Below are 26097 nucleotides of genomic sequence, written 5' to 3' on the forward strand. Positions count from 1 at the left end.
GCGGCCCTTGTGGCCGCCATTTCTCTTAGGCCGTTCGTTCCGGCCGGGTCGTGATTGCGACCTCATTGGCAAGGGCACAAACCTCAAACCCCTTGTCCCGCGCCATAAGGCAAAAAGCCTCGACATCGAGATGAAACTTATAGGGTTCCGCTGCGAACCGAACGCCAGCTGCGACGACCTTCTTCCGGATCAGCATCAGATCTGCCCCGACCGAGGTCAACGGCGCGATGTCGAGGTAGCGGAAGAAGCTCAGTGAAAACGGCGCCCGATTGGCGATCGGTGGGACGGTTCCATGCTTTTGCACCGCCCGATAGAGCCGCTTGAAGGCATCGCGGTGGTAAAGGAAGCTGCTCTCGTTGCGCTCGCTGCCATCCGCCGCGTGCACATTGATCCCGACAACTGGCCGGCGCGCCGCCAGCATCAACCGCAACGCATCCTTTGGAATATGGGTCAGCCGCCCATCTATGAGCACGACCGCCTTATAGGCGTCCCCCGCCTCCAACATCGCATTATGCCGTTCGGCGCTGGCGGCCGGCGCGCGATGGACTTCAACGCTGAAGCCAATCGCCGCCAGCTTCCCCGCAGCCTCGGTTGCATCATCAGTAGCGAACAAGCCGAACGCCAGCCGATCCCGCGGATAGTCCACTCCGGCAAGCGCCGCAACCACATTACCAGAGCTCCCTTCGCTCAGGTCCACGGCCACATAAAGCGACGGCAGCTCATCGACCGGCTTGAAGTCTTGCAGGTCATAATCGACCGTCGGCGGAGTGAAGCGTACCCGCGAAATCTCGCCCGACCGCCTCTGCCGCCAGGCCCACTGCAAGCTGTTGGGAATCTTCCAGAATGCGGGCCCCTTATAGGGAATCGGCATGAACCAGGAATTGCGCCAGAGGTGCGACACCAGCGCCGGCTCGCCGCGCCCCACAAGCCGGAAATGCTTTTCGAGCGCTGCACAATAAGTATCCGGCGTCGGATACTTCCGCCCATCCCCGGCCAGTGGCGACCAATAACTCGGCGGCAGCGCGTCCGGCCGCTGCTCTCGCGGAATGGTCAGTGCGACCCCATTTACGAAGCGCGGTCCCGTGGCATCGACGACATCGGTGCAGACGCAGCGCGCCAGCGCCTCGAAACAGCGTTCCCAAAAGACATGGCCCGGCACCGACCCCATGAAAGCATTGCACAGCGACATCGGCATGCCGCGCAGATACTCGTTATCGCGCACGTGCTTTTCCGGCTCCGCACCGACAAAGCATTCAGTCCGCTCCACTAGTTCATTGATGTTGCGATAGGGCAGCACGTCGAGGTCGGCGTAAACGCCGCCAAACTTGTGCAGCACGAAAAAGCGGAACGCGTCTGCGCGGAAAATTCCGGACGGGTAGCTGTCGAACGTTTCGAGGTGCTGCGGATAATGTTCTGCGACAAGCGCTCGAATCTCCGCATCATCCCAGAGCCGTAACTCCCAGTCGGGATTCGTCTTTTCCCATTCCCGCCAGATCCGCTGCGCAAAGCGCGTCAGCGTTTTTGTTTTCCATGTGAAGTGGACGATCTTGGGAATAGCCATGAAAAAACTCGGGCACCAGGGATGCCCGAGTTTCTAAGCGCCTTGCGCTGGGCTGAAAAGCCTAGACGTTGCCACTAAAGGTATCGCAGTCGCTCGGATCGCCCGATTGGTAACCGCGCTCAAACCAGTTCTTCCGCTGCGCCGAGGTGCCGTGGTTGAACGTCTTGGGCACGGCATAGCCTTGCATGCGCTTCTGCAGCGTGTCGTCGCCGATCTGGTTTGCCGCGTTCAGCGCTTCTTCGACATCGCCGGAATCGAGCAAGTTCTGCTGGCCCGCATAGTTCGCCCAGACGCCGGCGTAGCAATCCGCCTGCAGTTCGACGCGCACGGAATAAGCGTTGGCCTCCTCCTCGCTCATGCTTTGGCGGCGCTCGTTGAATTCGGGCAGCACGCCGGTCAGGTTCTGCACATGGTGGCCAACCTCGTGAGCCAGCACGTAGGCCTGTGCGAAGTCGCCAGGTGCGCCGAACTCCCGATGCAGCTGATCGTAGAAGCTGAGGTCGATATAGACCTTTGAATCGACTGGACAATAGAAAGGACCCATGCGCGCATCCGCGACGCCGCAACCCGACTCCGTCTGGCCGGTGAAGAGCACAACTGGCGGCTTGGGATAGGTCTCACCCGCATTGGCAAAAACCTCGGTCCAGAGATTTTCTGTTTCCTTGACAACCACACCAACGAAGTCGGCGAGCTGATCCTCACCCTCTGCCGGCAACTCGCGAGACGACGACGTCGAGCTTGGCACGCTGGAACTTGATCCACCAGTCAGGGTGTCTAGAGGATTCTGCCCCGTGGCAAACCAGATGATCCCGAGCAGGATCACGATACCAATAACGCCACCTATGCCCCCACGCGATCCACCACCCATGGGAATGCGGATTGGTCCACTTCGACCGAGCGACGGGCCACCAAATCCGCCCATACCGCCCTGTCCGCGGCGATCTTCAATATTGCTGCTGCGTTCGCGACCTTGCCACTTCATCGACGCCCCCTTCCGGTCCGGCCATTGTGGTATCAACAAGCCGCGAGGCATGGAACGGGTTGCATCGTGACAGTTCCTGTCATCCAATTGTCACAAATCGGGCATCCGTTAAATCCTCGATAGCCTTCATACGCAGCGTCATGCCAGCGTCACCGTGGAGGCGCATGTCCATAACGCCTCCTTTATGGCGGCGTCCGATCAGCCGCGAACAGCCGGCGAACGGGTTATCTGCCCAAGCTTTTACAATTCACTTGGAGACACTCGATGAATTTTCTTCCCAGGATTTCGCGTCGCGGCTTTTTGGCCGGTTCTGCCAGTCTGGGCGCCATGGTGGCCATGCACCCATTTGCCGTTCGCGCCCAGGCAAACCAGGCGCACCTGCGTATCATCGAAACCACCGATCTCCACGTTGCCGTCTTTGCTTATGACTATTATGCCGATGCCCCTAACGACACGATGGGCCTTGCACGCACCGCGAGCCTGATCGAAGCTATCCGTGCTGAAGCCGGCAATTCCATGCTGCTCGACAACGGCGACATCATCCAGGGCAACCCGATGGGCGACTATATCGCCTATGAAAAGGGTCTCGAAGGCAATATTCACCCCATCATCGCCGCGATGAATACCCTGGGCTACGAGGCCGGGACGCTTGGTAATCACGAGTTCAACTACGGCCTCGAATTCCTCGATAAGGCCCTTGAAGGGGCGAAATTTCCCTTCGTCTCCGCCAACCTCGTGCGCGGCGATCTTGCAGCCGACGTGTTGAGCGACGAGACCTATCTCCCGCCCTACCGCATCGTTGAAAAAGAACTGACCGATGGCTCGGGCGCCGCCAAGATCATCAAAGTCGGCCTTATCGGCTTCCTGCCGCCCCAAATCAAGACCTGGGACGCGACGCACCTGGCCGGCAAGGTCAATACGCGCGATATCGTTGAAACCGCCAAAGCCTACGTGCCCAAGATGAAGGAAGAAGGCGCTGACATCATTGTCGCCCTCTCCCACTCCGGCATCGCGGCAGACCAGACGACGGGGGCTGAAAACGCTTCGCTCCAGCTTGCTGCCGTGGATGGCATCGACGTCGTTCTCACCGGCCACCAGCATCTTGTCTTCCCCGGCCCCGACTATGAAGGCATCGAAGGCGCCGACATCGAGGCCGGCACGCTAAGCGGCAAACCCGCGGTAGTGCCTGGCTTCTGGGGCTCCCACATGGGCCTCATCGACCTGCTGCTCGAACAGGATGCCGACGGCAAGTGGACCATTGCCTCGCACACCTCCGAAGCTCGCCCGATTTTCGAGCGCGTCGAAGGCAAGGTCACGCCTTTGGTGGAAGACGAAACCGACGTCACCGGCGCCGCGGAAACTGATCACAAGGAAACCATCCAATATATCCGCCGCCCAGTCGGTGAAACCGCCGCGCCGCTTCACTCCTACTTCGCGCTCGTAGCCGATGACCCGTCCGTCCAGATCGTCTCGCAGGCTCAGACCTGGTATATCGAGCAAATGATGAAGGGCACCGAATGGGAAGCCCTGCCGCTTCTGTCGGCTGCCGCACCCTTCAAGTCCGGCGGCCGTGGCGGCCCGGACTATTACACCGACGTTCCCGTCGGCCCGGTCGCCATCAAGAACGTGGCTGATCTCTACCTCTATCCCAATACCATCCAGGCGGTTTCCATCACCGGCGCCGACGTCAAAAACTGGCTCGAGCGCTCGGCCGGTATCTTCAATCAGGTCGAACCCGGCGCAAAAGACGCCGAACTCATCAACCTCGACTTCCCGTCTTATAATTTCGATGTCATCGACGGCGTTAGCTACAAGATCGACCTCACCCAGCCGTCGAAATACTCGTCAGACGGCAAGGAAGAGATCCATCCCGACGCCAACCGCATCGTCGACCTGATGTACGATGGCAAACCGATCGACCCGGCGCAAAAGTTCGTCGTCGCCACCAACAATTATCGCGCCGGCGGCGGTGGCACCTTCCCGGGCATCGGCGCCGATAAAATCATCTTCAAAGGGCCCGATACTAACCGCGACATCATCGTCCGGTTTATCATTGAAAACGGCACCATCGACCCCAAGGCCGACAGCAACTGGTCCCTTGCCCCGATCGGCGACACGACAGTGCTGTTCGCGACCGGCCCCAAGGCAGCCGAGCATGTGGCCGACGTCACAGCGGTCAAGATCGAACCGACCGGCGAAACCGACGATGCAGGTTTCGGCATCTACCGCATCACGCTCTGAAACGCTGATCTACACCACCGGGCTTGTCCCGGTGGTGCCTGGGGTGAATAGATGTCTCTCCCGGACATACCGGTATCACCAACAGCTTGAACTTTAGGCAGGGCAAATGCTGCGGATTATTTCTACCCTGCTGCTCTTCTTGCTCGTGCTGCCGACCCACGCCGAGGTGCCGCTCACGGGATTTTTCACCGCCACCAAGGCATGCCCGGCCCTGCAGTCGATCAGCCGCGAAACAAATCCGGGCGGGATCACCACCAAGCCCGGCACGACCTACGATCTTATTGCCGGCAACAAAGCCGCACCCACCCATCTCTGGATCCTCGTGCCTGGCGCGGACCCCGACCGCCGCTGGGTATCGGTCGATTGCGGCACACAATCCGCCCAGACTGCTGGCCAAACGCCTCCCGCCGCACAGCCGAGCTATCGCGGCACCCAATACATTCTGGCAGTCAACTGGCAGCCCGCCTTTTGCGAGACAAGCCCGAGCAAATCCGAATGCCGCACACAAAGAGCCAACAGCTTCGAGGCGACCAATTTCACTTTACACGGCCTCTGGCCGCAGCCGCGAGACAACGAATATTGCAATGTCTCTCGGTCCGACCGGTACGCGAGTGAGGAAGGTCGCTGGCGAGACCTGCCGCCTCTGGATCTGACGCTCGCCCTTCGGCGCGAGCTCGACGAAGTCATGCCCGGCAGCCAGTCGAACCTCGACCGGCACGAATGGACCAAGCACGGCACCTGCTACGGCACCGACCAGCGCACCTATTTCAGCGATGCACTCGACCTGATGCGGGCGCTCAATGCGTCAAAGGTGGCCGAGCTTTTTGCCAACAGTATCGGCAGGCGCATCACCCTCACGGAAATTCGAGCCGCCTTCGATCAGAGTTTCGGTTTAGGTGCGGGAGAACGCGTCAGCATAACCTGCGCGGAGGACGGCAACCGCATTCTCATCACCGAACTGACAATAGGGCTGACCGGCCATATCGATGGTTCGGAGTCATTCGGCAACCTGATTGCCGGCGCAAGCCCGGCTGATGGCGGCTGCCGCTCCGGACAAGTCGACGCCGTGGGCTTCCGCTGATCTATTCTGCCGCATCCAGCCTCTCGCGAAGCACGTGCAGAGCGTCGCGGAGCTGGTCACCGTCCTCTTTCTTCCCGCCGAGCGCTTTACCGACTGCTAGCGGCACGGCCAGCGCTTTTTTACGCAGCGCCCTGCCCTCGTCCGTAAGAAAAATACGCACAAGCCGTTCGTCGTCCTCGTCGCGCTGGCGCCGCACCAAGCCCCGGCTCTCAAGCCGCTTGAGCAGCGGCGTAACGGTGCCGGAATCGAGGAACAATTTGTCCCCCAGCGTCTTAACGGTTAGTCCGTCCTGTTCCCAGAGAACCAGGAACGCCAGATATTGCGGATATGTCAGGCCAAGCGCGTCGAGCCGCGGCTTGTAGAACCGGGTGAAGGCGTGCTCGGCAGCGTACACGGCGAAGCACAGCATGGAATCGAGTCTCAGTGGATTGTCCGTCGTCGCCATGGTCAACGCCTTTCGTTAGGCAAAACTATCATACAAAATTCGCTTGCACGCAATTCAATTGTGCACTATCAAATTTTCACGTAACCAAAGGAGCCTGTCATGGCCATCAAGTCCGCAGTTTATACCGCCCACGCTCACACCACCGGTGGCCGCACCGGCACCAGCAAGACCGATGATGGCCGTCTCGCCGTGACGCTCGATACGCCCAAGGCCATGGGCGGCAATGACGGTCCGGGCACCAATCCCGAACAGCTCTTTGCAGCCGGCTACTCTGCCTGCTTCCTTGGCGCGCTTAAGGCCGTCGCCCGTGGCGAAAAGGTCAAGATCCCCGATGAAGCCACGATCGACGCTTCGGTTTCCTTCGGTGAAAACGCCAATGAAGGCGCTAAGGGCTTCAACATCGCCGTCGAACTCAAGGTGACCATCCCCGGCTTTGATCGCGCTCAGGCTGAAGACCTCGTTCATAAGGCCCACGAAGTCTGCCCCTATTCCAATGCCACCCGCGGCAATGTCGACGTCAAGCTGACTGTCGCTTGAAAACAATTAGGGCGCCCCTTGGGCGCCCTTTCCTCTATTCCGCCGGTATCGCGTCCGGCGTCCAATCGCTGTCACGCCGTTCGAGCCAGACAGAGACAGCGAAGAGAGCCAGCCCGGCAACCGCCATCAGTGCCCCAACCGGCCCCGTGGACGCCCAGCCCATTCCGGCAGCAATGGCCATGCCCCCAAAGAGCGCGCCGAGCGCATTGGCTATGTTGAATGCCGCATGGTTGAGCGTTGCCGCAAGCGTCTGCCCGTCCGCCGCAACATCCATCAGCCGCGTTTGCAGCGCTGTACCGATCGCCACGGTGAAGCCAACACCGAGAACACTGATAGAAGCCGTTGGCCAGGTCAGCGCCATCCATGGCACGGCAGCGAGGCTGACAATGTTGAACGCCAGCATGCCGCCAATGGTCCGCATCAGCGCCCGATCCGCCATATAGGCGCCGAGTACGTTACCGAGCGTCATGCCGACGCCGAAGAGTGCTAGCACCAGCGGGACCCACACAGCCGGAACGCCGGTAACTTCCGTCAGAAGCGGCACGATGTAGGTAAAGACCGAGAACATGCCGCCACAGCCCGTCGCGGCTATACCAAGCGTCAGCCAGACCTGGGGTCGCCTGAGCGCCCCCAACTCACGCAGCGGGCTCGCGCCTGACGCAGCGCGTATGACCGGTACGAACCGCATCACCATCAAGACAGCCAAGGCACCGATCATACCGACCGCCAAAAACGTTGGTCGCCAGCCAAGGCCCTGTCCCAGCCAGGTTTCAAGCGGCATGCCGATGAGCGTTGCGAGCGTCAGGCCCAGCATGACCCGGCCGACGGCGCGCGCTCGATAACCGACATCGACCATGGATGCAGCAATTAGTGCAGCAATGCCAAAATAGGCTCCGTGCGGGAGGCCGGAGATGAACCGCATGACGATGAGCGAGAGATAGTCCGGCGCCACAGCGCTGCCAAAATTCCCCAGCGCAAAAAGCCCCATCAAGCCCAGCAACAGCGGCTTGCGCGGCACCCTGGCGAACAACACCGCGATCAGCGGCGCTCCGACAACGACCCCCAGCGCATAGGCAGAAATCACATGCCCCGCTTCCGGTTCGGTTACCGCGAGATCGCGCGCGAGGTTGGGCAAGAGCCCCATGATCGCGAATTCGCCGGTCCCGATGCCAAACGAACCGATCGCCATCGCGAATATCGCGAGCTTTGTCGCCAGCCCGCTAAGGCCGGTTTGTGCGGCAACGCCATTCGTCATGGACAACTCCAGGAAGCAAGAAGCTCCGCCAGGCGGCGGGCAGAAAGAACCGAGCGTCACTCTTGACGGCTCCATTGCCTTCAAGCCTTGCCGTACCCGCCGGTTCGCGACAATCCGCCATTCATGCAACCCTGCTTCCCGCACATGTCGATGTTTCCGATTCACCAGCCAGCAAGGCGGCCGATCTAGTCTGGCGGCATTCGCTTTCGGAGTGTCCATGTCCACGCCTGCGCTCGCTATCCGGAACCTTTCGAAAAGCTTCGGCCGCCCCGTCGTTATCGGCCTTGATCTCACTATTTCTGCCGGCGAATTTTATGCACTCCTCGGTCCCAATGGCGCCGGCAAGACCACGATCCTGCGCATGGTCGCTGGCCTCCTTGCGCCCGATACCGGCACCATCGAAATTTTTGGCATCGACGTTGGTGCGGCCCCTGTTGCCGCCAAGCGTCTACTTGCCTGGGTGTCGGACGAGCCCATGGTCTATGATCGACTGACGCCACTCGAATATCTCGATTTCGTCGCTGGACTTTGGCAGGTCGAACCCTCGAAAGCCCGTAAAGAGGCAGAATCCCTTCTCGATCTACTCGGCCTCACCGCCCACGCGCACGAACTCTGCGGCGGCTTTTCCAAGGGCATGTTGCAAAAGGTGGCACTGGCCGGCGCCCTGATCCACGATCCCAGGCTCATCATCCTTGACGAGCCTCTGACCGGACTCGACGCCGGCTCGGCCCGACAGGTCAAGGACGTGCTGCTCGAGAAAGTAGCGCAGGGCGTCACGATCATCATGACGACGCACATTCTTGAAGTAGCCGAGCGCATGGCCCAGCGCATCGGCGTCATTTCCAGCGGCAAACTAGTCGCAGAAGGGACGCTCGCTCAGCTGCGCAGTGCCATCGGCCGAGAGTCGACCTTGGAAGAAATCTTCCTCGAACTCGTCGCGCCGCCACCGGCAACTCCATGATGCTTCGCCCCGCCACCCTCCCCTGGTTCGCCCGTCACGAACTGCGACTTGCCTGGCGCGACTTCATCGCCATGATTTCTGGTGGCCATCGCATTCGCCTCGTTGGCTTCTTTGCGGGCGGCATCGGCGTTTATGCCCTGCTTCATCTGATCGCCGGCTCGCTGATCGGCCCTGCCGTAGCGGCCGGAATTCCGGACGACAAACCAACACTCGCCATGGTCGCAGGCGTCGGGCTTCTCTTCTTTTCGGTCATGCTGTCTCAAGCTCTCGAAGCGGTCACTCGCGTCTACTATGCCCGCTCGGACCTTGATCTGATCCTCTCCTCCCCTGCCTCGACGCGCACGCTCTTTGCCGTCCGAACCGGGGCCGTCGCCTTTTCTACGGCGCTCCTCAGCGCTCTGCTCGCCAGCCCCATCGTCAATATGCTGGTAGTCTTTGCCGGTCCGCACTGGCTCTGGGCCTATCTCGTCCTGCCCGCCTCCTCGGCCCTGTCGGTCGCAATCGCAATTTTGCTGACCATCGCCCTCTTCCGCCTCGTGGGTCCAAAACGAACGCGACTCATCGCCCAGATCCTGGCCGCCATCATCGGCGCCGGCTTCGTCATCGGTATGCAGGCAGTCGCCATCCTGTCCTTCGACAGCTATTCACGCTTTGCCGTCTTCGGCTCAGCCGATTTCATTGCGGTTTTACCCGGTCTCGACAATTGGCTTTGGCTGCCGGCCAAGGCCGTCATGGGCGATGGCACCGCTGCTCTTGTCACAGCCCTTATCGGCTCTGCAATCCTCGCTGCCGTGACAGCCTTTTCCTCACTGAGCTACGGCCAACTCGCCGTCGCTGCAGCTGGCGTGGGTCAAGCCCGGGGCCGCCTCGCAAAAACTAAAAACCTCTTCTTAGGTCGAAGCTCGCGCGATGTTCTTCGCCGCAAGGAATGGCGACTGCTGCAGCGCGACCCTTGGCTGCTCTCGCAGACGCTGATGCAGATGCTTTATTTGCTGCCGCCTGCCCTTCTCCTCTGGGTCAATTATGGTGAGGGCGCTGGCGCCTTCGTCGTGATTGTCCCGGTCATCGTCATGGCAGCCGGGCAATTGGCAGGCGGGCTCGCCTGGCTCGCCCTTTCCGGCGAAGATGCCTACGATCTTGTCACCACAGCGCCGGTTTCGGCCGGTCAAATCCTTCGCGCCAAGATCGAAGCCGTGCTGGCCGTCGTCGGCGTCGCGCTCCTCCCGCTCTTGTTGCTTCTCGCGCTCAATGATTGGGCCATTGCCTTAGTCACCTGCTTCTGCGCGGTGCTTTCTGCCACCTCGGCAACCGCGATCCAGATTTGGTTTCGCGTGCCCATGCGTCGCGCCATGTTCCGCCGCCGCCAGGTCGCATCACGCGCCGCTACCATCAGCGAAGCGCTCGTCTCCATCATGTGGGCCGGCACAGGGGCATTACTGGCCATTTTCTCCTGGATGGCGCTTGTGCCTGCCGTGATTGCTCTGCTTGTGCTAGGGGCTGCGCGAGCGCTTTCACCAAAACGAGGCTGACATGCCTGATCTGATCTTTCGCGACGCCCGACCAGAAGATATCGCGACCATCCTGACCCTTTGTCACGCTGGCGACGCGCGCGGGGCCGATACGCCGCCATTCGATCAGGATACCCTCAACGATCCTCGTTATCGCGCTGCCTTCGATGAAATCGCGGCCGATCCAAATCATCGGCTGATCGTCGTTGAACAGGCTGGCGAAACCGTCGGCACGCTGCAGATCAGCTTTCTACCGGGCCTGCCGCGCTTCGGCATGAAGCGGGGTATCTTGGAAAACGTCCACATCCGCAGCGATCGCCGCGGCCAGGGCCTCGGCTCTGACATGGTGCACTGGGCCGTCGAGCGTTGCCACGAAGCTGGCTGCGGCATGGTCCAGCTGACGTCGAACAAGATTCGTGTCGATGCCCATCGCTTCTATCGCAAGCTTGGCTTCGAACAGAGCCATGAAGGCTTCAAGCTGCTGCTAGAATAGGATCGCAAGGCCCATCATCGCAAGGATGACGATCAGGCCGATGCCGAGCAGCATCAGCACGAAGATGATCTTGGCCAGGCCCGCCGCGCCTGCGGCGATACCGGTAAAGCCCATGGCACCCGAAACCAGGGCGATGACGATGAGGATAAGCAAAAGCTGCAACATGACGCTTCTCACGAATGGTGTGAGAAATTCAAACGTGCAACGGACACGGCGCGTTCCGCGCCCTGTCGCCTTTACGGCTTGAGGCTGGCCGGCACGGGTGGCGCAGTCTTCAACACGGTGATTTTGACGCGTTCATTCGCCGCCATATAGGGGTCGTTCGGGAAAAACGGTTCGTCCGAGGCCCGCCCGGCGACAGACTTGAAGCGATCGTCCGTGACGCCGAATTCGCCAAGCGTCGAACGCACCACATTGGCTCGGTCGGCCGACAGCTCCCAAGCCCCATAGCGCGGGTTTTCATATCGACCGCCAGCCGCCGTATGCCCCGAGATCGTCATCTGGGCATTGAGCTGCTGCAAGTACGGCGCCATTGCCGCGATCGCCGCGCGCGTCGTCTCGAGCGGATACTTCGACCCTTCCGGAAACATGCGCCGGCCCTGCTGGTCGATGATCTGGATATCGAGACCGTCTTCGGTTTCTTCCACGATCAGATTATCCTGGAACGGCGTTAGTTCGGGCATCGACTGCCAAGCCTGCCGAATGCTGGCTGCTGCCGAGTGGAATTCCTCGGAGTCAGTCGATTTGAGATTGAATTCGGAATCGCTCGATGCTTCGAGCTCGCTGCCATTTTCGCGCGCCTGGCCGCCGACGCTGAGCTCGGCCTCTCCAGTCACCGCATCGGCTGCAGCGGCTGGCTCCTGTGCGGTGATGTCGGAAGCCGATCCCGACATGCTCGAGCCCGCATTGTCCATGGCCTGGCCGCCCATCACGCCGCCCGCGCCGCTCGAAGAAAGACTGATGGAGGGCGGCGAGAAATAATCGGCAAGCCCCTGCTTCTGCTCGGCCGTCGTCATGTTGATCAGCCACATAAGCAGGAAGAAGGCCATCATGGCCGTCACGAAGTCGGCATATGCGATCTTCCAGGCGCCGCCATGGTGTCCATGCCCGCCCTTCTTGACCTTCTTGATGATGATCGGCTGTTCGAAATTGGCCATGACGTGCCCCTTGGCAGCGTGAAGGCCGCACTATCCGCTCAGGGAATGCGCGGCCTAGATAGACGGAAACTTAGGTGGCAGCCGGCAGAGCGGCGGTGGCTTCTTCGACTTCATTGAAGGTCGGACGCACATCGCTCATCAGCGCCTTGCGGGCGAACTCCACGGCCATCACCGGCGGCTGGCCGCTGATATGAGCAAGAAGGCCGACCTTCATCGAAAGGAAATACTTGCTCTCGGCTTCAAAGATGCCGCGGAGCGATTGCGCCATGGGGCCGAAGAAACCATAAGCCACAAACACGCCGAAGAAGGTGCCGACGAGTGCGCCGCCGATGAGGTGACCGAGAACTTCGGGCGGCTCGGTGATGGCGCCCATGGTCTTGATAACGCCGAGCACGGCGGCGACGATGCCGAGAGCCGGCGTACCGTCAGCCAGAGCCTGCATGGCGCCGACGAGCTGTTCCTGTTCCTGGTGATGGGTTTCAAGTTCCTCATCCATCAACGCTTCCATTTCATGGGCATTGTTCGTGCCCATGGTCACCATGCGCAGGTAGTCGCACATGAATTCCACCGCGTGGTGGTTCTTGGCAAAGGTGGGGAACCGATTGAAGAGCTCGGAATCGTGCGGATTTTCGATATGCGGCTCAATGGCGAGCACGCCCTTGGCCTGGATCAGCTTGTAAAGGCTGAACTGCAGGCCCAGCAGTTCCACGTAGGCTGCCTTGTTGTAGCGCGGACCCTTGAACAGCGTGCCGAAGATGCCGATGGTCGACTTCAGCACACGGCCGCTATTGCCGATGATATAGGCGCCGATGGCAGCGCCAAGAATGATCACGAATTCAAAGGGTTGCCAGAGGACCTCCACGTGTCCGCCCATCGCCGCATAGCCGCCGAGCACGCACGCGAACACAAAGATAATACCGATAATGAGACGCATGGACCCGACCTGAACGCAATACCAACTAAAGCGGGGAGCCGACCAAACCTGCCTTCTCCGGCCCGCTCAATATGCGGGGCCAGGCTTAACGCCGGGTATATTTTGCCGGGCGACTTGCTCTCGTCGCGATTTCACCGTCATTCTGGCATTGCCGACCAAGAGGCGGCTTTCGAGGGATGCTTTCCATGCTGCGCACTGCCGCAACCGCGCTCATCGCGCTCGCTCTGCTCTTGCCCGCCGCGGCCAGCGAAGAAGAAATCTACGCCAATATCGAGAACATCCACGGCGATGCCGACGGCTTCTTCGAGGTCTTCTCAGGTGTTCAGGACGCGGCCATGTTCAACCCGGTCGACATTGCCGGCTACGGCCTTTATCCGATGACCGTCAATGCCAATGGCGAGACCTACGACATCCTCGAACAGCAGGACTTCGTCGACAATTTCGATAGCCTGATGCTGCAGGAAACCATCGACGCAATCGCGGGCCAGGATGTTGACGATCTGATCGTCACCTCCGAGGGCGTCGGCCTCGCCAATGGCGCCATGTGGATCACCAACATCTGTCTCGACGACGCGTGCAACAACACCCAATGGGGCATTCTTTCGATCAACAATTGATCGAGAAGGCTTGAGAGCGCGCTGGAGCAGCGACCTCCCCTTTCCGCTATTCGTGGGTTCGACCTGAGGACGCTTCACATCGCCCCGCAATACGCGAAGCGACGACCTTCGGATGAGCCACTCGGGTGAAACCGAGGGAGCACTCAGACCGTCGGCGTGACAACGCTCCCCATTGCCGTCGCGCCACCGCAAGGCTAGTGCTGGACCATGACCGCCAGCTTCCCTATCTTTCTCGTCTCCACGCCAGGCCTTGAAGCCCCCCTCCGTGCCGAGGCCCTCGAAGCCGGCTTTGCGGGCGTAACCGTCAACGACGGCGGGGTCACCTTTCCCGGCAATTGGCCGGACGTCTGGCGAGCAAATCTCGTTCTTCGCGGTCCGACCCGCATCCTCGCCCGCTTCGCCGAATTTCGCGCCATGCACCTGGCTCAGCTCGATAAGCGCGCGCGAAAGGTCGAATGGGCAAAGGTCCTCCGCCCTGACATTCCGTTGCGCGTCGAGGCCAGTTGCAAGCGCTCACGGATTTATCACGCGGGAGCCGCCGCCCAGCGCGTGGCAACGGCCATTGCGGAGGAGTTCGGTGCGCCGATAGTCGAAGACGCCGCCTTGCGGATCATGGTGCGGATCGAGGATGACCTCGTGACCTTGAGCATCGATACGACCGGCGAATCGCTCCACAAGCGCGGCTTCAAGGAAGCGGTCAACAAGGCGCCGATGCGCGAAACCATGGCTGCCCTTTTCCTCCGCCAGCTCGGCTATGATGGCAGCCAGACTGTCCTCGACCCTATGTGCGGCTCCGGAACATTCGTCATCGAAGCCGCGGAGATCGCCACCGGCTTAATGCCCGGCCGCGAGCGCAGGTTCGCCTTCGAACACCTTCCGTCCTTCGATGCCGGTGCATTTGCGGCCCTTCGCTCTGCAGCCACGCCGAAGTCAACGGACCTCACCTTCTACGGTTCGGACCGCGACCCAGGTGCCATCCGCATGGCGCGCGAAAACGCGATCCGAGCTGGAGTCGATGGCATCACGCGCTTCGAGCAAACATCAATAGAAGACCTCGAGCCACCCCCGGGCCCGCCAGGGCTTGTCATCCTCAACCCGCCCTATGGCACGCGCATCGGCGACAAGGCCCCGCTCGTCACGCTGCATCGAATGCTTGGCGTCGTTTTGAAGACACGCTTCAAAGGTTGGCGGATCGGCATCATCACCGCGGACAAGAACCTCGCCGGAGCGACCGGCCTCAAATTCGAGGCGGCTCTGCCGCCAGTTCTTCATGGTGGCATAAGAGTCGCGCTTTATCGCGCGCAACTCTGATCCTCGCGCGCGCGTTAGTCGGTCGGATTTTAGTAAAATGCTAACCATGCTGACAGCCATGCACTGTCGGCATGCAACGAACCATGGCATTCCGGCTTCTTTCCTCGTCTGCAATGGGGAAGCCTGATGCCGCAACTCTCGAAAATCCTGGTCGTCGAAGACAATCCGCTTCTGCTGCTCGACCTTTGCGATCAGCTGGAAGAGTTGGGCTACACAACTGTGTCGGCCACAAGTGCAGCAACCGGCATGCGTCTCATCGACACTTCCGTTTCCGCCCTGATCACCGACATAGAACTCGGCAATGGTCCGGATGGCTTGGCGCTCGCCCGTCTTGCCGCCCGTTACCGGCCTGGTTTGCCAATCGTCGTTGTATCGGGCGGCGTGACGCCGACCGCGGCCGATCTTCCGCCCGGTGCCGTCTTCCTACCAAAGCCCTATTCTCTCGATGCGGTAGTGGCAGCACTTGAAGGCCAGTTGCTCGCCGTCGCGGCTTGAGCACAAAGCAAAAGCCCCGGCCGAAGCCGGGGCGATTGAGCCGCTCAGTTTGAAGCGGGAGGCGTCGTCGCCGGCGTCGCCGGATCAGTCGCTGGTGGGGTTGCGGTAGTGTTAGCTGGTGCATCGGCTGGCGGCGGTGGAGCATCTCCCCCACAAGCTGCCAAAGCCATGGCCGTAACGACAGCAAGAGCAGCAAATCGCAAGTTCTTCATGTCTACCTCGTCTGAAAATTTCTGATCGATAATGATCACGTCCATGTGAGGCGAGCATCAAGGCACTCATTGGGCCACTCTTGGGTCATTTATGGGCAGAGCATGCTGCTCATCCCGCCAGCGCTGCTTTAAGGCGCTCCTGATAAAGCACTAGAGCCAACCTTTCCTCTTGAAATAGACGAATGGCAGCGCTGCCGACAGCACCATTAGTCCAAGGGCGAACGGATAGCCGAAGCGCCATCCGAGCTCGGGCATGAACTGAAAATTCATGCCGTAGATCGAGGCGACAAGGGTGGGCGGAAGGAAGACCACCGCCGCCACCGAAAAGATTTTGATGATCTGGTTCTGCTCGAGATTGATCGCCCCAAGAGTTGCATCGAGCAGAAAGCCAAGCCGCGCCGAAAGCGCACGCGCGTGTTCGCCAAGCGAATTCGCATCGCGCTGGATCAGTCGCACCAGATGCTTGCTTTCCTTATCGCCGGCATTTTCCTCGAGCGCTGCATAGTAAGCGACGAGACGCGAAATGCTTACGAGGCTCTCCTGGATCATGGTCAGAAGTTCGGCCTTGTTGCCGATCAGCGAAATCACGCTTTCAAGGTCATGGGTCTTGGTGCTGGCCTTGGTCTTTGCCTGCGCCGTCTTGAAGACGCTGCGCGAAAGGCCGTCGGTCTCGTTGCCGATCCGCTCCAGCGCATCGGCCGTCCGGTCGATCATCGCTTCGATGAGGCCAAGCATGATCTCCTCGCCAGACCGGTGTACAGAGCCATTGGGTTTTTGGGCCCGGTTCGTGTAGGCGAGAAAAGGCTTGGGCTCGGCATACCGAACTGTAACCAGCGTCTTACCTTTGAGAATGAAGGTGATCGGCGTCTTGATCGGCGTTTCGGTGTCGAGATAGGCAAGGCCCGTCAGGGTCATGAACAGCGCGCCATTCTCTGCGTAGAGCCGGGCCGAGAGTTCGATCTCTTCCATTTCTGCGCGGCTAGGCACGGCAACGCCCAGCAATTGCTCGACGCGCGCCACGTCTCCGGCCTCCGGCGAAATCAGGTCGAGCCAGATCGGCAGCCCGCCGCTCTTTTCGGCGTCGAACGGCACAAGCTTGTCTTCGGTACGCGTGTAGATGCGCAGCATGGCAGCTCCTCTTGGTCAGGCAATTGCGGCCCACCGGAGCTGACCTTGGTCAGAACGTCAGGCCGTCAAACACTGTCGAATTCGACTTCGACTGTCGGGGTTCATGATGGTTCTTTCTGAACGGTGAAAACACGCGTCGCACCCGGCTGCATGCGCCTCCTCGTTACGTCTGTCAACGACCGTTCTTTCCTCTCATCAATGCACTGAAGCCAAGCGTGAGCCCCTTCCCTTATCCCGACTCTTCGGTTAGACAGCCCTCCTAACCACCATGTCCGGTCTTCTTCCCCGCGTTGCAGCGCTCAGTTGCCGTGCGGGTTTCGCGCGGACGGGTGTGTCCGGGCGATTCCTCCCCTCGCCCGCTTCCAAATTGTTAGAGAGCGAGCGCCATGCCAAAACGTACCGACATCAAATCGATCCTGATCATCGGCGCGGGCCCCATCATCATCGGGCAGGCTTGCGAATTCGACTATTCCGGCACCCAGGCCTGCAAGGCGCTAAGGGAAGAGGGCTACCGGATCATTCTGGTGAACTCCAATCCGGCGACGATCATGACCGACCCGGATCTCGCCGACGCCACTTACATGGAACCCATCACCCCTGAAGTGGTCGCCAAGATCATCGAAAAGGAGCGCCCCGACGCGCTCCTCCCCACCATGGGTGGCCAGACAGCGCTGAATTGCGCCCTGTCGCTGCGCAAGATGGGCGTTCTCGACAAGTTCGGCGTAGAGATGATCGGCGCCACCGCTGAAGCCATCGATAAGGCCGAAGACCGCGAGCTTTTCCGCGATGCCATGAAAAAGATCGGGCTCGATACCCCGCGCTCCATGCTTGCCCACAACACCATCGAGGCGCTACAGGCGCTTGAGGTGATCGGTCTCCCCTGCATTATCCGCCCGAGTTTCACCCTTGGCGGCACCGGCGGCGGCATTGCCTACAACCGCGAAGAATACCTTGCCATCGTCGAAAGCGGTGTCGACGCTTCCCCCACCAATGAAGTGCTCGTCGAAGAGAGCGTCCTTGGCTGGAAGGAATATGAAATGGAGGTTGTCCGCGACAAGAAGGACAACTGTATCATCGTCTGCTCGATCGAAAACATCGATCCGATGGGCGTCCACACCGGCGACTCGATCACCGTCGCCCCGGCCCTGACGCTGACCGATAAGGAATATCAGATCATGCGCGACGCCTCGCTGGCGGTCCTGCGCGAGATCGGCGTTGAAACCGGCGGTTCCAACGTTCAGTTCGGCATCAACCCCAAGGACGGCCGCATGGTCGTCATCGAGATGAACCCGCGCGTCTCGCGCTCCTCGGCCCTCGCCTCCAAGGCCACCGGCTTCCCGATCGCCAAGGTCGCCGCCCGCCTTGCCGTCGGCTACACGCTCGACGAACTCGAAAACGACATCACGGGTGGTGCCACCCCAGCCTCGTTCGAGCCGACCATCGACTATGTCGTCACCAAGATTCCGCGCTTTGCTTTTGAAAAGTTCCCCGGCGCCGACAACCGCCTGACCACGTCGATGAAGTCGGTCGGCGAAGCCATGGCCATCGGCCGCACCTTCCAGGAATCGTTGCAGAAGGCGCTGCGGTCGCTTGAAACCGGCCTCACCGGCCTCAACGAAATCGGCATTCCGGGCATCGGCGAAGGCGAAGACAAAAACGCCATCAAGGCCGCTCTCGGCACGCCGACGCCCAACCGTCTTCTTCACGTCGCCGAAGCCATGCGCCTCGGCCTCTCCAACGAAGACATTTTTGAAGCCTGCAAGATCGACCCCTGGTTCCTCGAGCAGATGCGCGGCATTGTGGACATCGAAGCCAAGGTCAAGCAGTTTGGCCTACCCCAAGACGCTGCCAACCTTCGCATGCTCAAGTCCATGGGCTTCTCCGACGCTCGCCTTGCCCAACTCGCTGGCGTAAAAACTTCGGACGTCCGCAAGCTGCGCCACAGCCTCGAAGTGCGCCCCGCCTATAAGCGCATCGACACCTCGGCTGCCGAATTCGCGTCGCCGACGGCATACATGTATTCGACCTACGAAGCACCGTTTGGCGGCAAGGTCGACGACGAAGCACGCCCGTCGGATCGCAAGAAGGTCGTCATCCTCGGCGGCGGCCCCAACCGGATCGGCCAGGGCATCGAGTTCGATTATTGCTGCTGCCATGCGGCCTTCGCTCTGGCTGACGCCGGCTACGAAACCATCATGGTCAACTGCAATCCGGAAACCGTGTCGACCGATTACGACACCTCCGACCGCCTCTATTTCGAGCCGCTGACCGAAGAAGACGTCATCGAAATCCTGCTGCGCGAAAAGCAGAACGGCACCCTCCACGGCGTCATCGTGCAGTTCGGCGGCCAGACCCCGCTCAACCTCGCCGAAGCCGTGCAGAAGGCCGGCGTGCCGATCCTCGGCACCCAGCCTGACTCAATTGATCTCGCTGAAGACCGCGATCTGTTCATGAAGCTCCTCAACCGTCTCGAGTTGACTCAGCCCAAGAACGGCATCGCCTACAGCCTTGAACAATCACGCCTTGTTGCCGAGCGCCTCGGCTATCCGCTGGTCATCCGCCCGTCTTATGTTCTCGGCGGCCGCGCCATGGCCATCGTCCACAGCGCGAACGAATTTGAGCGTTACATTCAGGACACGCTGACCGGCCTCGTGCCGCCTGATATCCTGCAGCGCTACCCCAATGACCGGACAGGCCAGATCAACTCTGTCCTCTCCGACAACCCGCTGCTGTTCGATGCTTACCTCTCCGGCGCCATCGAAATCGACGTCGACGCCCTCTGCGATGGCAAGGACGTTTTCGTTGCCGGCATCATGGAGCACATCGAAGAAGCCGGCATTCACTCCGGCGACTCGGCCTGCTCCCTGCCCCCGCGCAGCCTCCCGCCCGAAGTCATCGAAGAACTCAAGCGCCAGACCCGCGAGCTCGCTTTCGCCCTCAAGGTCGGCGGCCTGATGAACGTGCAGTACGCTTACAAGGACGGCACGATCTACCTGATCGAAGTGAACCCGCGCGCCTCGCGCACGGTGCCCTTTGTCGCCAAGGTCATCGGCGAACCCATCGCCAAGATCGCCTCGCGCATCATGGCCGGCGAAACACTTGCCAGCTTCAATCTCACCGAGAAGAAGCTCAAGCACATCGCCGTCAAGGAAGCCGTCTTCCCGTTCAACCGCTTCCCCGGGGTCGATACGGTTCTCGGCCCGGAAATGAAGTCGACCGGTGAAGTCATCGGCCTCGACAACAATTTCGCCATCGCTTTCGCCAAATCCCAGATGGGCGCCGGCCAAAAGGTCCCGACCGCTGGCAAGGCCTTCATCTCAGTCCGCGACGACGACAAGCAATACATCGTCGACATGGCCCGCCATCTCGTCGAAGCCGGTTTTGAAATCCTCGCGACCGGCGGCACCCAGCGCTATCTCGTCGACAACAATGTGCCCGCGACCAAGATCAATAAGGTCCTCGAAGGCCGCCCGCACATCGTTGACTCTATGAAGAACGGCGGTGTGCAGCTGGTGATCAACACGACGGACGGCCTCAAGTCGATCTCCGACAGCCGCGACATCCGCCGTACGGCACTTCTTGCAAAGATCCCCTACTACACGACCATCGACGGCGCCCTCGCCGCCGTCGAAGGCATCGTTGCCCTCCGCGAAGGCGGCCTCCAGGTCCGCGCCCTCCAGGAATATTTTGCGGCCTGACACTGGCACGAACTCACCTCCCCCTTCCAAGGGGGAGGTAGCGCCACTAGGCTCAAAGGGTCTTGGCAACGCTAGGCGTGAGTGAACACTAGACACGCCCCGCTCTCCCGCGCTACCAAACACCCACCATGAAGCTCACAGACCGAAGCAGCTCCATAGCGTTCCTGCACGCCTGACGCGCCCGAGGGAACGCCTTTTCAACCGGCTCCACGCGCCGGCGTTGGCTGCTGCGCGCCCTCCGGTTCCCCAACAGTCTGTAACCACGGTGCCGCCCTGCGGCCGCTGTTTCATGGAACAATCATGAACAACTATTTCGAAAGCCCATTTCTCGGCATCCCGCTCGATCAGCAGGTCACTAATCCCAACATCGTCGTCGGTCGCTATAGCTATTATTCCGGTTATTATCACGGCCACAGTTTTGATGACTGCGCCCGCTACCTGATGACCACGCCGGGCGTTGATCGCCTCGTCATCGGCGCCTTCTGCTCCATCGGCTCTGGCGCCGCCTTCATCATGGCCGGAAATCAGGGCCACCGAAACGACTGGGTTTCGACCTTCCCTTTTGCCTTTGTGCCCAACGCGCCCGAATTTGCCGGCGCCAACAACGCTTACCAACCAGCCGGCGACACGGTCATTGGCAACGATGTCTGGATCGGCTCTGAAGTCGTCGTCATGCCAGGCATCAAGGTAGGCCACGGTGCCGTCCTCGGCACCCGCGCCCTCATCACCAGGGATGTCGACCCCTACACCATCGTCGGCGGCAACCCCGCCAAGCCGATCCGCAAGCGCTTCTCGGAAGAGGACATCGCGCTCCTTCTCGAAATGAACTGGTGGGATTGGTCCGTTGAGCGCCTTTCAGCCGCAATGCCGCTCCTGACGGCTGGCGACATCAGGGCTTTGCACGCGTACTGGCGTGCCGGCTAACGAGAGCAATCGTGCGTCGTCGTTTCGGCCGAAAGTGCTCCTTCGACGACGCGCACCACGCTCGCTTCGATACTGCGCTGGCCGGCGCTGGCATCGCAACTGTCGATATAAACATCGGGAAGCGTTTGTACCACTTCAGGCGCTTCACCAACCTTGATCGCGCTCAGCCCGATTGCTAGCGTGCCCATGTTGTAAAAGCTGCCCTCGACCACGATCTCGTCGATGCCGTCACCATCGAAATCAGTAGCGGCGACCGGGCGCGCGAACGCAGAATCTTCCGGTAATGCCCAATCAGCGACCTCCGCATTCCCGTTAAAAATGACCAACCGCTGGTCGAGTTTCGGAAACGGGTCCGCAGCAACTGGCGCACCGTGGCTGACGAGATACGCGACCTGCTCAACGCCACCAGCCGTGAACGATCCGGTGACCTCACCCAAAACGCTGACGTCGCCGCCAATCTCGTCGGCAATGTCGCTCCATTGCTGAGGATCGGCCGATTCGAGCGCACTCGAGGCATTGTAGTCGATCAGGACATCCTCCTGCCCCAAGCCCGGTGTAGCCACCAGACCTATTGCGGAAACTACGCTCATGACCCGAAAGATCATCATCCCTACTCCTCTTCGTTTATCGAGATGTTGATGAGTGAAGTGGCAAAAACGCGGTGGCATGCGATCTTAGCGTGGAAAGTTGCCAGCAAGGACGATGAGCCAGCTCAAGACTGCGCCCACCCACAAGACGCTCATATAAGCCGCTCGGCGCGGCCAATCGCCCAACCCGCGTCGCTTGAGGGCGAAGCCGACCGGACCCGCCAATAGAAAGCTTAATGGCCAGATCAGCCCGACACCAACCAGCACGGGCCAGACCCAAGGTCCGTTCCATTCAGCCAGTGGCGGATAGAACAGCGAGACAACAGGAAAAGTGACGCCGTAAAGCGCCATGCCCAGCATCCCGAGGCTCGCAAACCCACCGATTAGGAACAAGACGAAGGCGATAATCGACCACTTGATCGCGCTAAGATAGACAAAAATCGCTTTGAGCATGGGCCCATTCGTGTCGCTGCGCCGAGAACCCTAATGCAGAGTGCGGCGGTAAAGCTGCCCGGGTTTCTGCCTTCCCTTACGCCAAGAACCGGTCGACGAGGTCCAGCGCCCGTTCGATATCCTCATCGCTGACATCGAGATGCGTCACCCACCGCTGCTGACCATAGCGGCCTGTGATGCCAACTCCATTGTCCCTGAGATAATCGCCTAGCCTTTCACCCAGCTCTGGCTCTGCCTCGACCCACAAAATATTGGTGTCCGGCGCCGTCACCTTCAGCACCTTATGCTGCATTAGCCCGTCCGCCAGCAGTTTCGCCCGCCGATGATCGTCAGCCAGCCGCCCGACATTGTTCTCGATCGCATAGATCCCGGCTGCGGCCAAAATTCCCGCCTGACGCATGCCGCCGCCGAGCATTTTCCTATAGCGCCGCGCCTTGTCGATCAGGTGTCTATGGCCCACGAGCACCGAGCCGACCGGCGCCCCAAGTCCCTTCGAAAGACAGATGGAAACGGTATCGAAAGGCTGCGCAAACTCGGAGATGCCAACGCCAAGCCGCACCACGGCGTTGAACGCGCGGGCGCCGTCAAGATGCAGACCCAAGCCATGCTTGCGTGCGATCGCGCCAACCTCGTGCATATAGTCGAGCGGCAATACCCGTCCGCCAAATGTATTTTCGAGCGCAATCACCCGCGTGATGGCAAAATGGCTGTCGCCCGGCGCCTTGATCGCCGCTTCGATATCCTTGGGGTCCATGGTCCCATCAGGTCGATGCGCGATCGGCTGCGGCTGGATCGAGCCGAGTACCGCGGCGCCTCCGCCCTCGTACTTGTAAAGATGCGCATTCTGCCCGGCGATGAATTCATCGCCCCGCTCGCAATGGCTCATCAGGGCCAGAAGGTTCGACTGCGTACCCGAAGGCACAAAGACCGCCGCTTCCTTGCCGACCAATCCTGCCATTTTCTGCTCGAGCAGATTGACGGTCGGATCGTCGCCAAAGACATCGTCGCCCACCTCGGCCGCAGTCATGGCCGCGCGCATGCCGGCGCTCGGCTTGGTAACGGTGTCAGAGCGAAAATCGTGGCGAATGCTGTTCATGCGGAGCCTCCAGTCGGACGCTCCCTTGTGCCAAGCGAAGAGAGATTTGGCTAGGCCGCGACGTGGTCGCCAGCCTCACAGTCGTTGGCAGCCGTCAGCTCGACAGCCGGCTTTTGTGCCACGACAAGAATGCCGGTAATCGGAGCGCCACGATCCATGCGTAACACAGCGGTTTCGAACCGCAGAATATCGAGCCCCGCCACCACCAACGCATCCCGCGTGGCTGCAATCCCATGTGCATAGCGAAGGCTCGGCCGCAAGAAGAGCGCCTCGTCCCCATCGTGCGCCTCGAGTGAAAAGGCCACGAGTCCGCCCGGTTTGAGCGCCGGCACGAGAGCCGCCAACACCGGCTGCAACGCACCGCAATAAATGAAGACATCCGCAGCCGTCATCAGGTCAGCCTCGGCGCGCCGCGTATTGAGCGCTGCTACCAGCTCAGCCTTTTGCAGGCTATCATAAATCCCTTTTCGTGCCGTTTCGGCAATCATCGCGGCCGAAATGTCGACGCCCTCGAGAAAATCGACCTTTGCCCGCAGCCGCTCTCCCATGAGGCCCGTTCCGCATCCGAGGTCGACTGCCTTGGCAAACCGCACGATCCCCAAACGCGCCATTTCCTCGCTCACCATCGCGTCCAGAATTTCCGGCACGCGATAGCCGAGCTTGCCGACCAACGCATCTTCGAACTGGGGTGCATATTGATCGAAGAGCGCTTCGACATAGCTCACCGCGGTACCCTCGCTCGCAGCGCCCGCATCATGCGCCGCAAGCTTCAATTGCGCGCCGAAAACGCCCTCGTCGTCGAGCGCCTCGAGCCGCCGCCAGGCCGAAATCGCGCCCGAAACGTCGCCGCTTTTTTCGCAATAGCTACCTAGAAGGTCCCAGCCCGCCGCCCATTCCGGCGCCAGTTCGAGCGCCTGGCCCATGAGCTCGGCCGCCGCGGCATGGTCGCCGCCTTCGGCCAGCATTCGGGCATAATCTGCCCGTCGGTCGGCAAGGACATCGCCGGATGAGTAAAACGCCTTGGCCAAGACGACGATCTTTCAAGAAAACCGCCCATCTCGGCGGCGCGCGGGATGTGCCGGAAATCGTCGACATTGGCAAGTCAAATGCTTGCGTTCAACTGCGTAAAGTCGAGGAAGGGACTTTTGCTCGCGAACCCACTGCGTTACAGTTGCAGTCATCTTCGTGGAGCACATTGCTCCTGGGAACACGCACCTCCCTTTTCGGCGTGTTGCATCCACCAGTCTCGCCCCGCCCAGGGAACCGAGATGTTACGATCCGGCGTCAAGTAGTCCTCGGCAGAAAGCTAGTTCTGCCGAGCCTTTTTTGTTGCAAAAAGCGCATATTGATGCTCCGAACTTTTCACGCTAGGGTGACCGGATCGAATATTGCGGCCGACTGATCTATAAACGCGAATGCCATTCGCCGTTGCTGACGTCATCTTCCGATATTTCGATATGATCTAGGTCTCAGTCAGGTGCATTGACGGGGACCTTCCAGAAGCGACTGCACGAGGGAACGCGCATATGGCAACGGGCACAGTTAAGTGGTTCAATGGCCAAAAGGGTTATGGCTTTATTCAGCCTGATGAGGGTGGGGCTGACGTTTTCGTCCATATTTCCGCTGTCCAGCGTTCGGGCCTGAACGGCCTGGATGAAGGCCAGAAGGTGAGCTACGAAATCGTCAAGGACAAGCGGACCGGCAAGTCCGCTGCCGACAATCTGACAGCCTCCTGAGCCTGAAGGTCTTCAGCTTTGTGAGGGGCGCGTCCTTTGGGTCGCGCCCTTTCATTTTGCCGTAAAGGGCTAGCCGGGCAAAAGCGCAATCGTCGAGGCGCTGTTGCGGCAAGCCATTGGTGGATGATCAGGTCTTGCGGCCAGCCCGGATCAATCTGCGGAAGCTCAGATCAAGGCGTCGGTAGGCGGGCTGGTGAAAACGGGGCCTCGCCAATCGAGACCTAAGCCGGCTCTTGGACGAAATACGGAGCTTTTCCAATCACGATCCCGAGCTGGCCGGCGTCCGAGACCATGTCGCTTCGGAACACGCTGAAGCCGCGTCGAGCTTTGCGGCTATGCAGGCGACCGGAGCCGTTCGCAAGCTGCCTTTTTCCGTGGCCCACGCGCTTATGCTCGGTCCGGCCTACGATTACCTCCACTACGCCTCTCCACCCGAAGCCTCCGAGGCCGAACGGATCGCATCCCTTTTTGCCGATGCCGCCTGGTCGAGCGTTGCGCCTGACTACGCTTCTTGAAAGCATCGGTGGAGGACCGAAGTCCTCATCACACACCGGCTTGACCGCAGAGCACTTGGCGGGCAAGTTGCGGTGCATCTCCCCCAAGACTTATCGTGACGCTTTGGCCGAACGCGTTTGGCGGGAGACATCATGCCAGGCGCCGGTCGAGGGACCGTCGCCACCCACAA

The 26097-nt window shown here is 60.4% G+C and carries 25 protein-coding genes; 13 read left to right on the top strand and 12 right to left on the bottom strand.

Annotated features, from left to right (window positions below):
• Positions 1-25: 25 nt before the first annotated feature.
• Together VW35_RS20475 and ypfJ are read right to left on the bottom strand one after the other, a co-directional pair.
• Positions 26-1561, bottom strand: coding sequence for a glycosyltransferase family 32 protein (locus VW35_RS20475; protein ID WP_052951544.1), 1536 nt, complete (start codon positions 1559-1561; stop codon positions 26-28).
• Positions 1562-1622: 61 nt separating this feature from the next.
• A complete protein-coding gene (gene ypfJ / locus VW35_RS06475; protein ID WP_046142146.1) occupies positions 1623-2543 on the bottom strand; it encodes a KPN_02809 family neutral zinc metallopeptidase in 921 nt (306 codons plus the stop codon).
• 264 nt (positions 2544-2807) lie between these two features.
• Here ypfJ and VW35_RS06480 point away from each other — a divergent pair, with 264 nt between their 5' ends.
• Both VW35_RS06480 and VW35_RS06485 read left to right on the top strand, forming a co-directional pair.
• Positions 2808-4784 carry a bifunctional 2',3'-cyclic-nucleotide 2'-phosphodiesterase/3'-nucleotidase gene (locus tag VW35_RS06480; protein WP_046142147.1) on the top strand — a complete coding sequence of 659 codons (1977 nt, stop codon included), beginning with the start codon at positions 2808-2810 and terminating at the stop codon, positions 4782-4784.
• 106 nt (positions 4785-4890) lie between these two features.
• Positions 4891-5865, top strand: coding sequence for a ribonuclease T2 family protein (locus VW35_RS06485; protein ID WP_046142148.1), 975 nt, complete (start codon positions 4891-4893; stop codon positions 5863-5865).
• A 1-nt stretch (position 5866) separates the two neighbouring features.
• Here VW35_RS06485 and VW35_RS06490 read toward each other — a convergent pair whose 3' ends face one another.
• Positions 5867-6310: a MarR family winged helix-turn-helix transcriptional regulator gene (locus tag VW35_RS06490; RefSeq protein ID WP_046142149.1), complete on the bottom strand. Its 444-nt coding sequence runs from the start codon at positions 6308-6310 to the stop codon at positions 5867-5869.
• Between the two features lie 99 nt (positions 6311-6409).
• On the opposite strand from VW35_RS06490, the gene VW35_RS06495 reads away from it, so the two are divergent.
• On the top strand, positions 6410-6847 hold the full coding sequence (locus VW35_RS06495; protein WP_046142150.1) for an organic hydroperoxide resistance protein: 438 nt from the start codon (positions 6410-6412) through the stop codon (positions 6845-6847).
• A 34-nt stretch (positions 6848-6881) separates the two neighbouring features.
• On the opposite strand, the gene VW35_RS06500 is transcribed toward VW35_RS06495, so the two are convergent.
• Positions 6882-8102, bottom strand: a complete 1221-nt coding sequence (locus tag VW35_RS06500; protein ID WP_046142151.1) for an MFS transporter — start codon at positions 8100-8102, stop codon at positions 6882-6884.
• 217 nt (positions 8103-8319) lie between these two features.
• On the opposite strand from VW35_RS06500, the gene VW35_RS06505 reads away from it, so the two are divergent.
• Genes VW35_RS06505 through VW35_RS06515 form a run of 3 tightly spaced genes read left to right on the top strand, consistent with a single transcriptional unit; the run spans position 8320 to position 11064 of the window.
• Positions 8320-9063 carry an ABC transporter ATP-binding protein gene (locus tag VW35_RS06505; protein WP_152662503.1) on the top strand — a complete coding sequence of 248 codons (744 nt, stop codon included), beginning with the start codon at positions 8320-8322 and terminating at the stop codon, positions 9061-9063.
• Complete coding sequence (locus VW35_RS06510; protein ID WP_152662504.1) at positions 9060-10592, top strand: permease; 1533 nt, start codon at positions 9060-9062, stop codon at positions 10590-10592. Before VW35_RS06505 ends, VW35_RS06510 begins: the two co-directional genes overlap by 4 nt.
• 1 nt (position 10593) lies before the next feature.
• Positions 10594-11064, top strand: a complete 471-nt coding sequence (locus VW35_RS06515) for a GNAT family N-acetyltransferase (protein WP_046142153.1) — start codon at positions 10594-10596, stop codon at positions 11062-11064.
• Here VW35_RS06515 and VW35_RS20925 read toward each other — a convergent pair.
• The 3 genes from VW35_RS20925 to motA form a co-directional block, all read right to left on the bottom strand.
• A complete protein-coding gene (locus VW35_RS20925; protein ID WP_046142154.1) occupies positions 11056-11229 on the bottom strand; it encodes a DUF1328 family protein in 174 nt (57 codons plus the stop codon). The genes VW35_RS06515 and VW35_RS20925 overlap by 9 nt on opposite strands.
• A gap of 71 nt (positions 11230-11300) precedes the next feature.
• The gene (locus VW35_RS06525) at positions 11301-12221 is read right to left on the bottom strand and encodes a flagellar motor protein MotB (protein ID WP_046142155.1); all 921 of its coding nucleotides are present in this window, start codon (positions 12219-12221) and stop codon (positions 11301-11303) included.
• A gap of 70 nt (positions 12222-12291) precedes the next feature.
• Complete coding sequence (gene motA, locus VW35_RS06530; RefSeq protein WP_046142156.1) at positions 12292-13155, bottom strand: flagellar motor stator protein MotA; 864 nt, start codon at positions 13153-13155, stop codon at positions 12292-12294.
• Between the two features lie 185 nt (positions 13156-13340).
• On the opposite strand from motA, the gene VW35_RS06535 reads away from it, so the two are divergent.
• The 3 genes from VW35_RS06535 (at position 13341) to VW35_RS06545 (ending at position 15578) form a co-directional block, all read left to right on the top strand.
• Positions 13341-13772, top strand: a complete 432-nt coding sequence (locus VW35_RS06535; RefSeq protein ID WP_046142563.1) for a hypothetical protein — start codon at positions 13341-13343, stop codon at positions 13770-13772.
• Positions 13773-13979: 207 nt separating this feature from the next.
• Positions 13980-15083 carry a THUMP domain-containing class I SAM-dependent RNA methyltransferase gene (locus VW35_RS06540; RefSeq protein ID WP_046142157.1) on the top strand — a complete coding sequence of 368 codons (1104 nt, stop codon included), beginning with the start codon at positions 13980-13982 and terminating at the stop codon, positions 15081-15083.
• A 126-nt stretch (positions 15084-15209) separates the two neighbouring features.
• Positions 15210-15578 (top strand): response regulator, encoded by a 369-nt coding sequence (locus tag VW35_RS06545; protein WP_046142158.1) that lies wholly within the window; start codon positions 15210-15212, stop codon positions 15576-15578.
• Positions 15579-15940: 362 nt separating this feature from the next.
• Here VW35_RS06545 and VW35_RS06550 read toward each other — a convergent pair whose 3' ends face one another.
• Positions 15941-16918: a magnesium transporter CorA family protein gene (locus VW35_RS06550; RefSeq protein ID WP_046142159.1), complete on the bottom strand. Its 978-nt coding sequence runs from the start codon at positions 16916-16918 to the stop codon at positions 15941-15943.
• A 386-nt stretch (positions 16919-17304) separates the two neighbouring features.
• On the opposite strand from VW35_RS06550, the gene carB reads away from it, so the two are divergent.
• Both carB and catB read left to right on the top strand, forming a co-directional pair.
• On the top strand, positions 17305-20616 hold the full coding sequence (gene carB / locus VW35_RS06555; RefSeq protein WP_046142160.1) for a carbamoyl-phosphate synthase large subunit: 3312 nt from the start codon (positions 17305-17307) through the stop codon (positions 20614-20616).
• A gap of 300 nt (positions 20617-20916) precedes the next feature.
• The gene (catB, locus tag VW35_RS06560; protein ID WP_046142161.1) at positions 20917-21540 is read left to right on the top strand and encodes a type B chloramphenicol O-acetyltransferase; all 624 of its coding nucleotides are present in this window, start codon (positions 20917-20919) and stop codon (positions 21538-21540) included.
• Here the strand turns inward: catB and VW35_RS06565 are convergent.
• The 4 genes from VW35_RS06565 to VW35_RS06580 form a co-directional block, all read right to left on the bottom strand.
• Complete coding sequence (locus tag VW35_RS06565; RefSeq protein WP_152662505.1) at positions 21537-22148, bottom strand: hypothetical protein; 612 nt, start codon at positions 22146-22148, stop codon at positions 21537-21539. The two genes, catB and VW35_RS06565, sit on opposite strands and share 4 nt — an antisense overlap.
• 66 nt (positions 22149-22214) lie before the next feature.
• Positions 22215-22580, bottom strand: coding sequence for a hypothetical protein (locus tag VW35_RS20480; protein ID WP_052951546.1), 366 nt, complete (start codon positions 22578-22580; stop codon positions 22215-22217).
• A 76-nt stretch (positions 22581-22656) separates the two neighbouring features.
• Complete coding sequence (ltaE, locus tag VW35_RS06575) at positions 22657-23676, bottom strand: low-specificity L-threonine aldolase (protein ID WP_046142163.1); 1020 nt, start codon at positions 23674-23676, stop codon at positions 22657-22659.
• A gap of 50 nt (positions 23677-23726) precedes the next feature.
• Complete coding sequence (locus tag VW35_RS06580; protein ID WP_046142164.1) at positions 23727-24704, bottom strand: class I SAM-dependent methyltransferase; 978 nt, start codon at positions 24702-24704, stop codon at positions 23727-23729.
• A gap of 498 nt (positions 24705-25202) precedes the next feature.
• Between VW35_RS06580 and VW35_RS06585 the strand changes: the two genes are divergently transcribed.
• Both VW35_RS06585 and VW35_RS06590 read left to right on the top strand, forming a co-directional pair.
• On the top strand, positions 25203-25412 hold the full coding sequence (locus tag VW35_RS06585) for a cold-shock protein (RefSeq protein ID WP_035080396.1): 210 nt from the start codon (positions 25203-25205) through the stop codon (positions 25410-25412).
• Positions 25413-25645: 233 nt separating this feature from the next.
• Positions 25646-25927 (top strand): hypothetical protein, encoded by a 282-nt coding sequence (locus VW35_RS06590; protein ID WP_046142165.1) that lies wholly within the window; start codon positions 25646-25648, stop codon positions 25925-25927.
• Positions 25928-26097: the final 170 nt, after the last annotated feature.

This window comes from Devosia soli (assembly GCF_000970455.1).
Classification (GTDB): Bacteria; Pseudomonadota; Alphaproteobacteria; order Rhizobiales; family Devosiaceae; genus Devosia; species Devosia soli.

Excerpts from the sequence above, each read along its gene's own strand:
- catB (WP_046142161.1), top strand. The coding sequence starts at position 20,917 with ATGAACAACTATTTCGAAAGCCCATTTCTCGGCATCCCGCTCGATCAG.
- carB (WP_046142160.1), top strand. The coding sequence starts at position 17,305 with ATGCCAAAACGTACCGACATCAAATCGATCCTGATCATCGGCGCGGGC.
- VW35_RS06535 (WP_046142563.1), top strand. The coding sequence starts at position 13,341 with ATGCTGCGCACTGCCGCAACCGCGCTCATCGCGCTCGCTCTGCTCTTG.
- VW35_RS06480 (WP_046142147.1), top strand. The coding sequence starts at position 2,808 with ATGAATTTTCTTCCCAGGATTTCGCGTCGCGGCTTTTTGGCCGGTTCT.
- VW35_RS20475 (WP_052951544.1), bottom strand. The coding sequence starts at position 1,561 with ATGGCTATTCCCAAGATCGTCCACTTCACATGGAAAACAAAAACGCTG.
- VW35_RS06515 (WP_046142153.1), top strand. The coding sequence starts at position 10,594 with ATGCCTGATCTGATCTTTCGCGACGCCCGACCAGAAGATATCGCGACC.
- ypfJ (WP_046142146.1), bottom strand. The coding sequence starts at position 2,543 with ATGAAGTGGCAAGGTCGCGAACGCAGCAGCAATATTGAAGATCGCCGC.
- VW35_RS06505 (WP_152662503.1), top strand. The coding sequence starts at position 8,320 with ATGTCCACGCCTGCGCTCGCTATCCGGAACCTTTCGAAAAGCTTCGGC.
- motA (WP_046142156.1), bottom strand. The coding sequence starts at position 13,155 with ATGCGTCTCATTATCGGTATTATCTTTGTGTTCGCGTGCGTGCTCGGC.
- VW35_RS06565 (WP_152662505.1), bottom strand. The coding sequence starts at position 22,148 with ATGATGATCTTTCGGGTCATGAGCGTAGTTTCCGCAATAGGTCTGGTG.
- VW35_RS06485 (WP_046142148.1), top strand. The coding sequence starts at position 4,891 with ATGCTGCGGATTATTTCTACCCTGCTGCTCTTCTTGCTCGTGCTGCCG.
- VW35_RS06585 (WP_035080396.1), top strand. The coding sequence starts at position 25,203 with ATGGCAACGGGCACAGTTAAGTGGTTCAATGGCCAAAAGGGTTATGGC.
- VW35_RS06495 (WP_046142150.1), top strand. The coding sequence starts at position 6,410 with ATGGCCATCAAGTCCGCAGTTTATACCGCCCACGCTCACACCACCGGT.
- VW35_RS06540 (WP_046142157.1), top strand. The coding sequence starts at position 13,980 with ATGACCGCCAGCTTCCCTATCTTTCTCGTCTCCACGCCAGGCCTTGAA.
- VW35_RS20480 (WP_052951546.1), bottom strand. The coding sequence starts at position 22,580 with ATGCTCAAAGCGATTTTTGTCTATCTTAGCGCGATCAAGTGGTCGATT.
- VW35_RS06550 (WP_046142159.1), bottom strand. The coding sequence starts at position 16,918 with ATGCTGCGCATCTACACGCGTACCGAAGACAAGCTTGTGCCGTTCGAC.
- VW35_RS06500 (WP_046142151.1), bottom strand. The coding sequence starts at position 8,102 with ATGACGAATGGCGTTGCCGCACAAACCGGCCTTAGCGGGCTGGCGACA.
- VW35_RS06490 (WP_046142149.1), bottom strand. The coding sequence starts at position 6,310 with ATGGCGACGACGGACAATCCACTGAGACTCGATTCCATGCTGTGCTTC.
- VW35_RS06525 (WP_046142155.1), bottom strand. The coding sequence starts at position 12,221 with ATGGCCAATTTCGAACAGCCGATCATCATCAAGAAGGTCAAGAAGGGC.
- VW35_RS20925 (WP_046142154.1), bottom strand. The coding sequence starts at position 11,229 with ATGTTGCAGCTTTTGCTTATCCTCATCGTCATCGCCCTGGTTTCGGGT.
- VW35_RS06510 (WP_152662504.1), top strand. The coding sequence starts at position 9,060 with ATGATGCTTCGCCCCGCCACCCTCCCCTGGTTCGCCCGTCACGAACTG.
- ltaE (WP_046142163.1), bottom strand. The coding sequence starts at position 23,676 with ATGAACAGCATTCGCCACGATTTTCGCTCTGACACCGTTACCAAGCCG.
- VW35_RS06545 (WP_046142158.1), top strand. The coding sequence starts at position 15,210 with ATGCCGCAACTCTCGAAAATCCTGGTCGTCGAAGACAATCCGCTTCTG.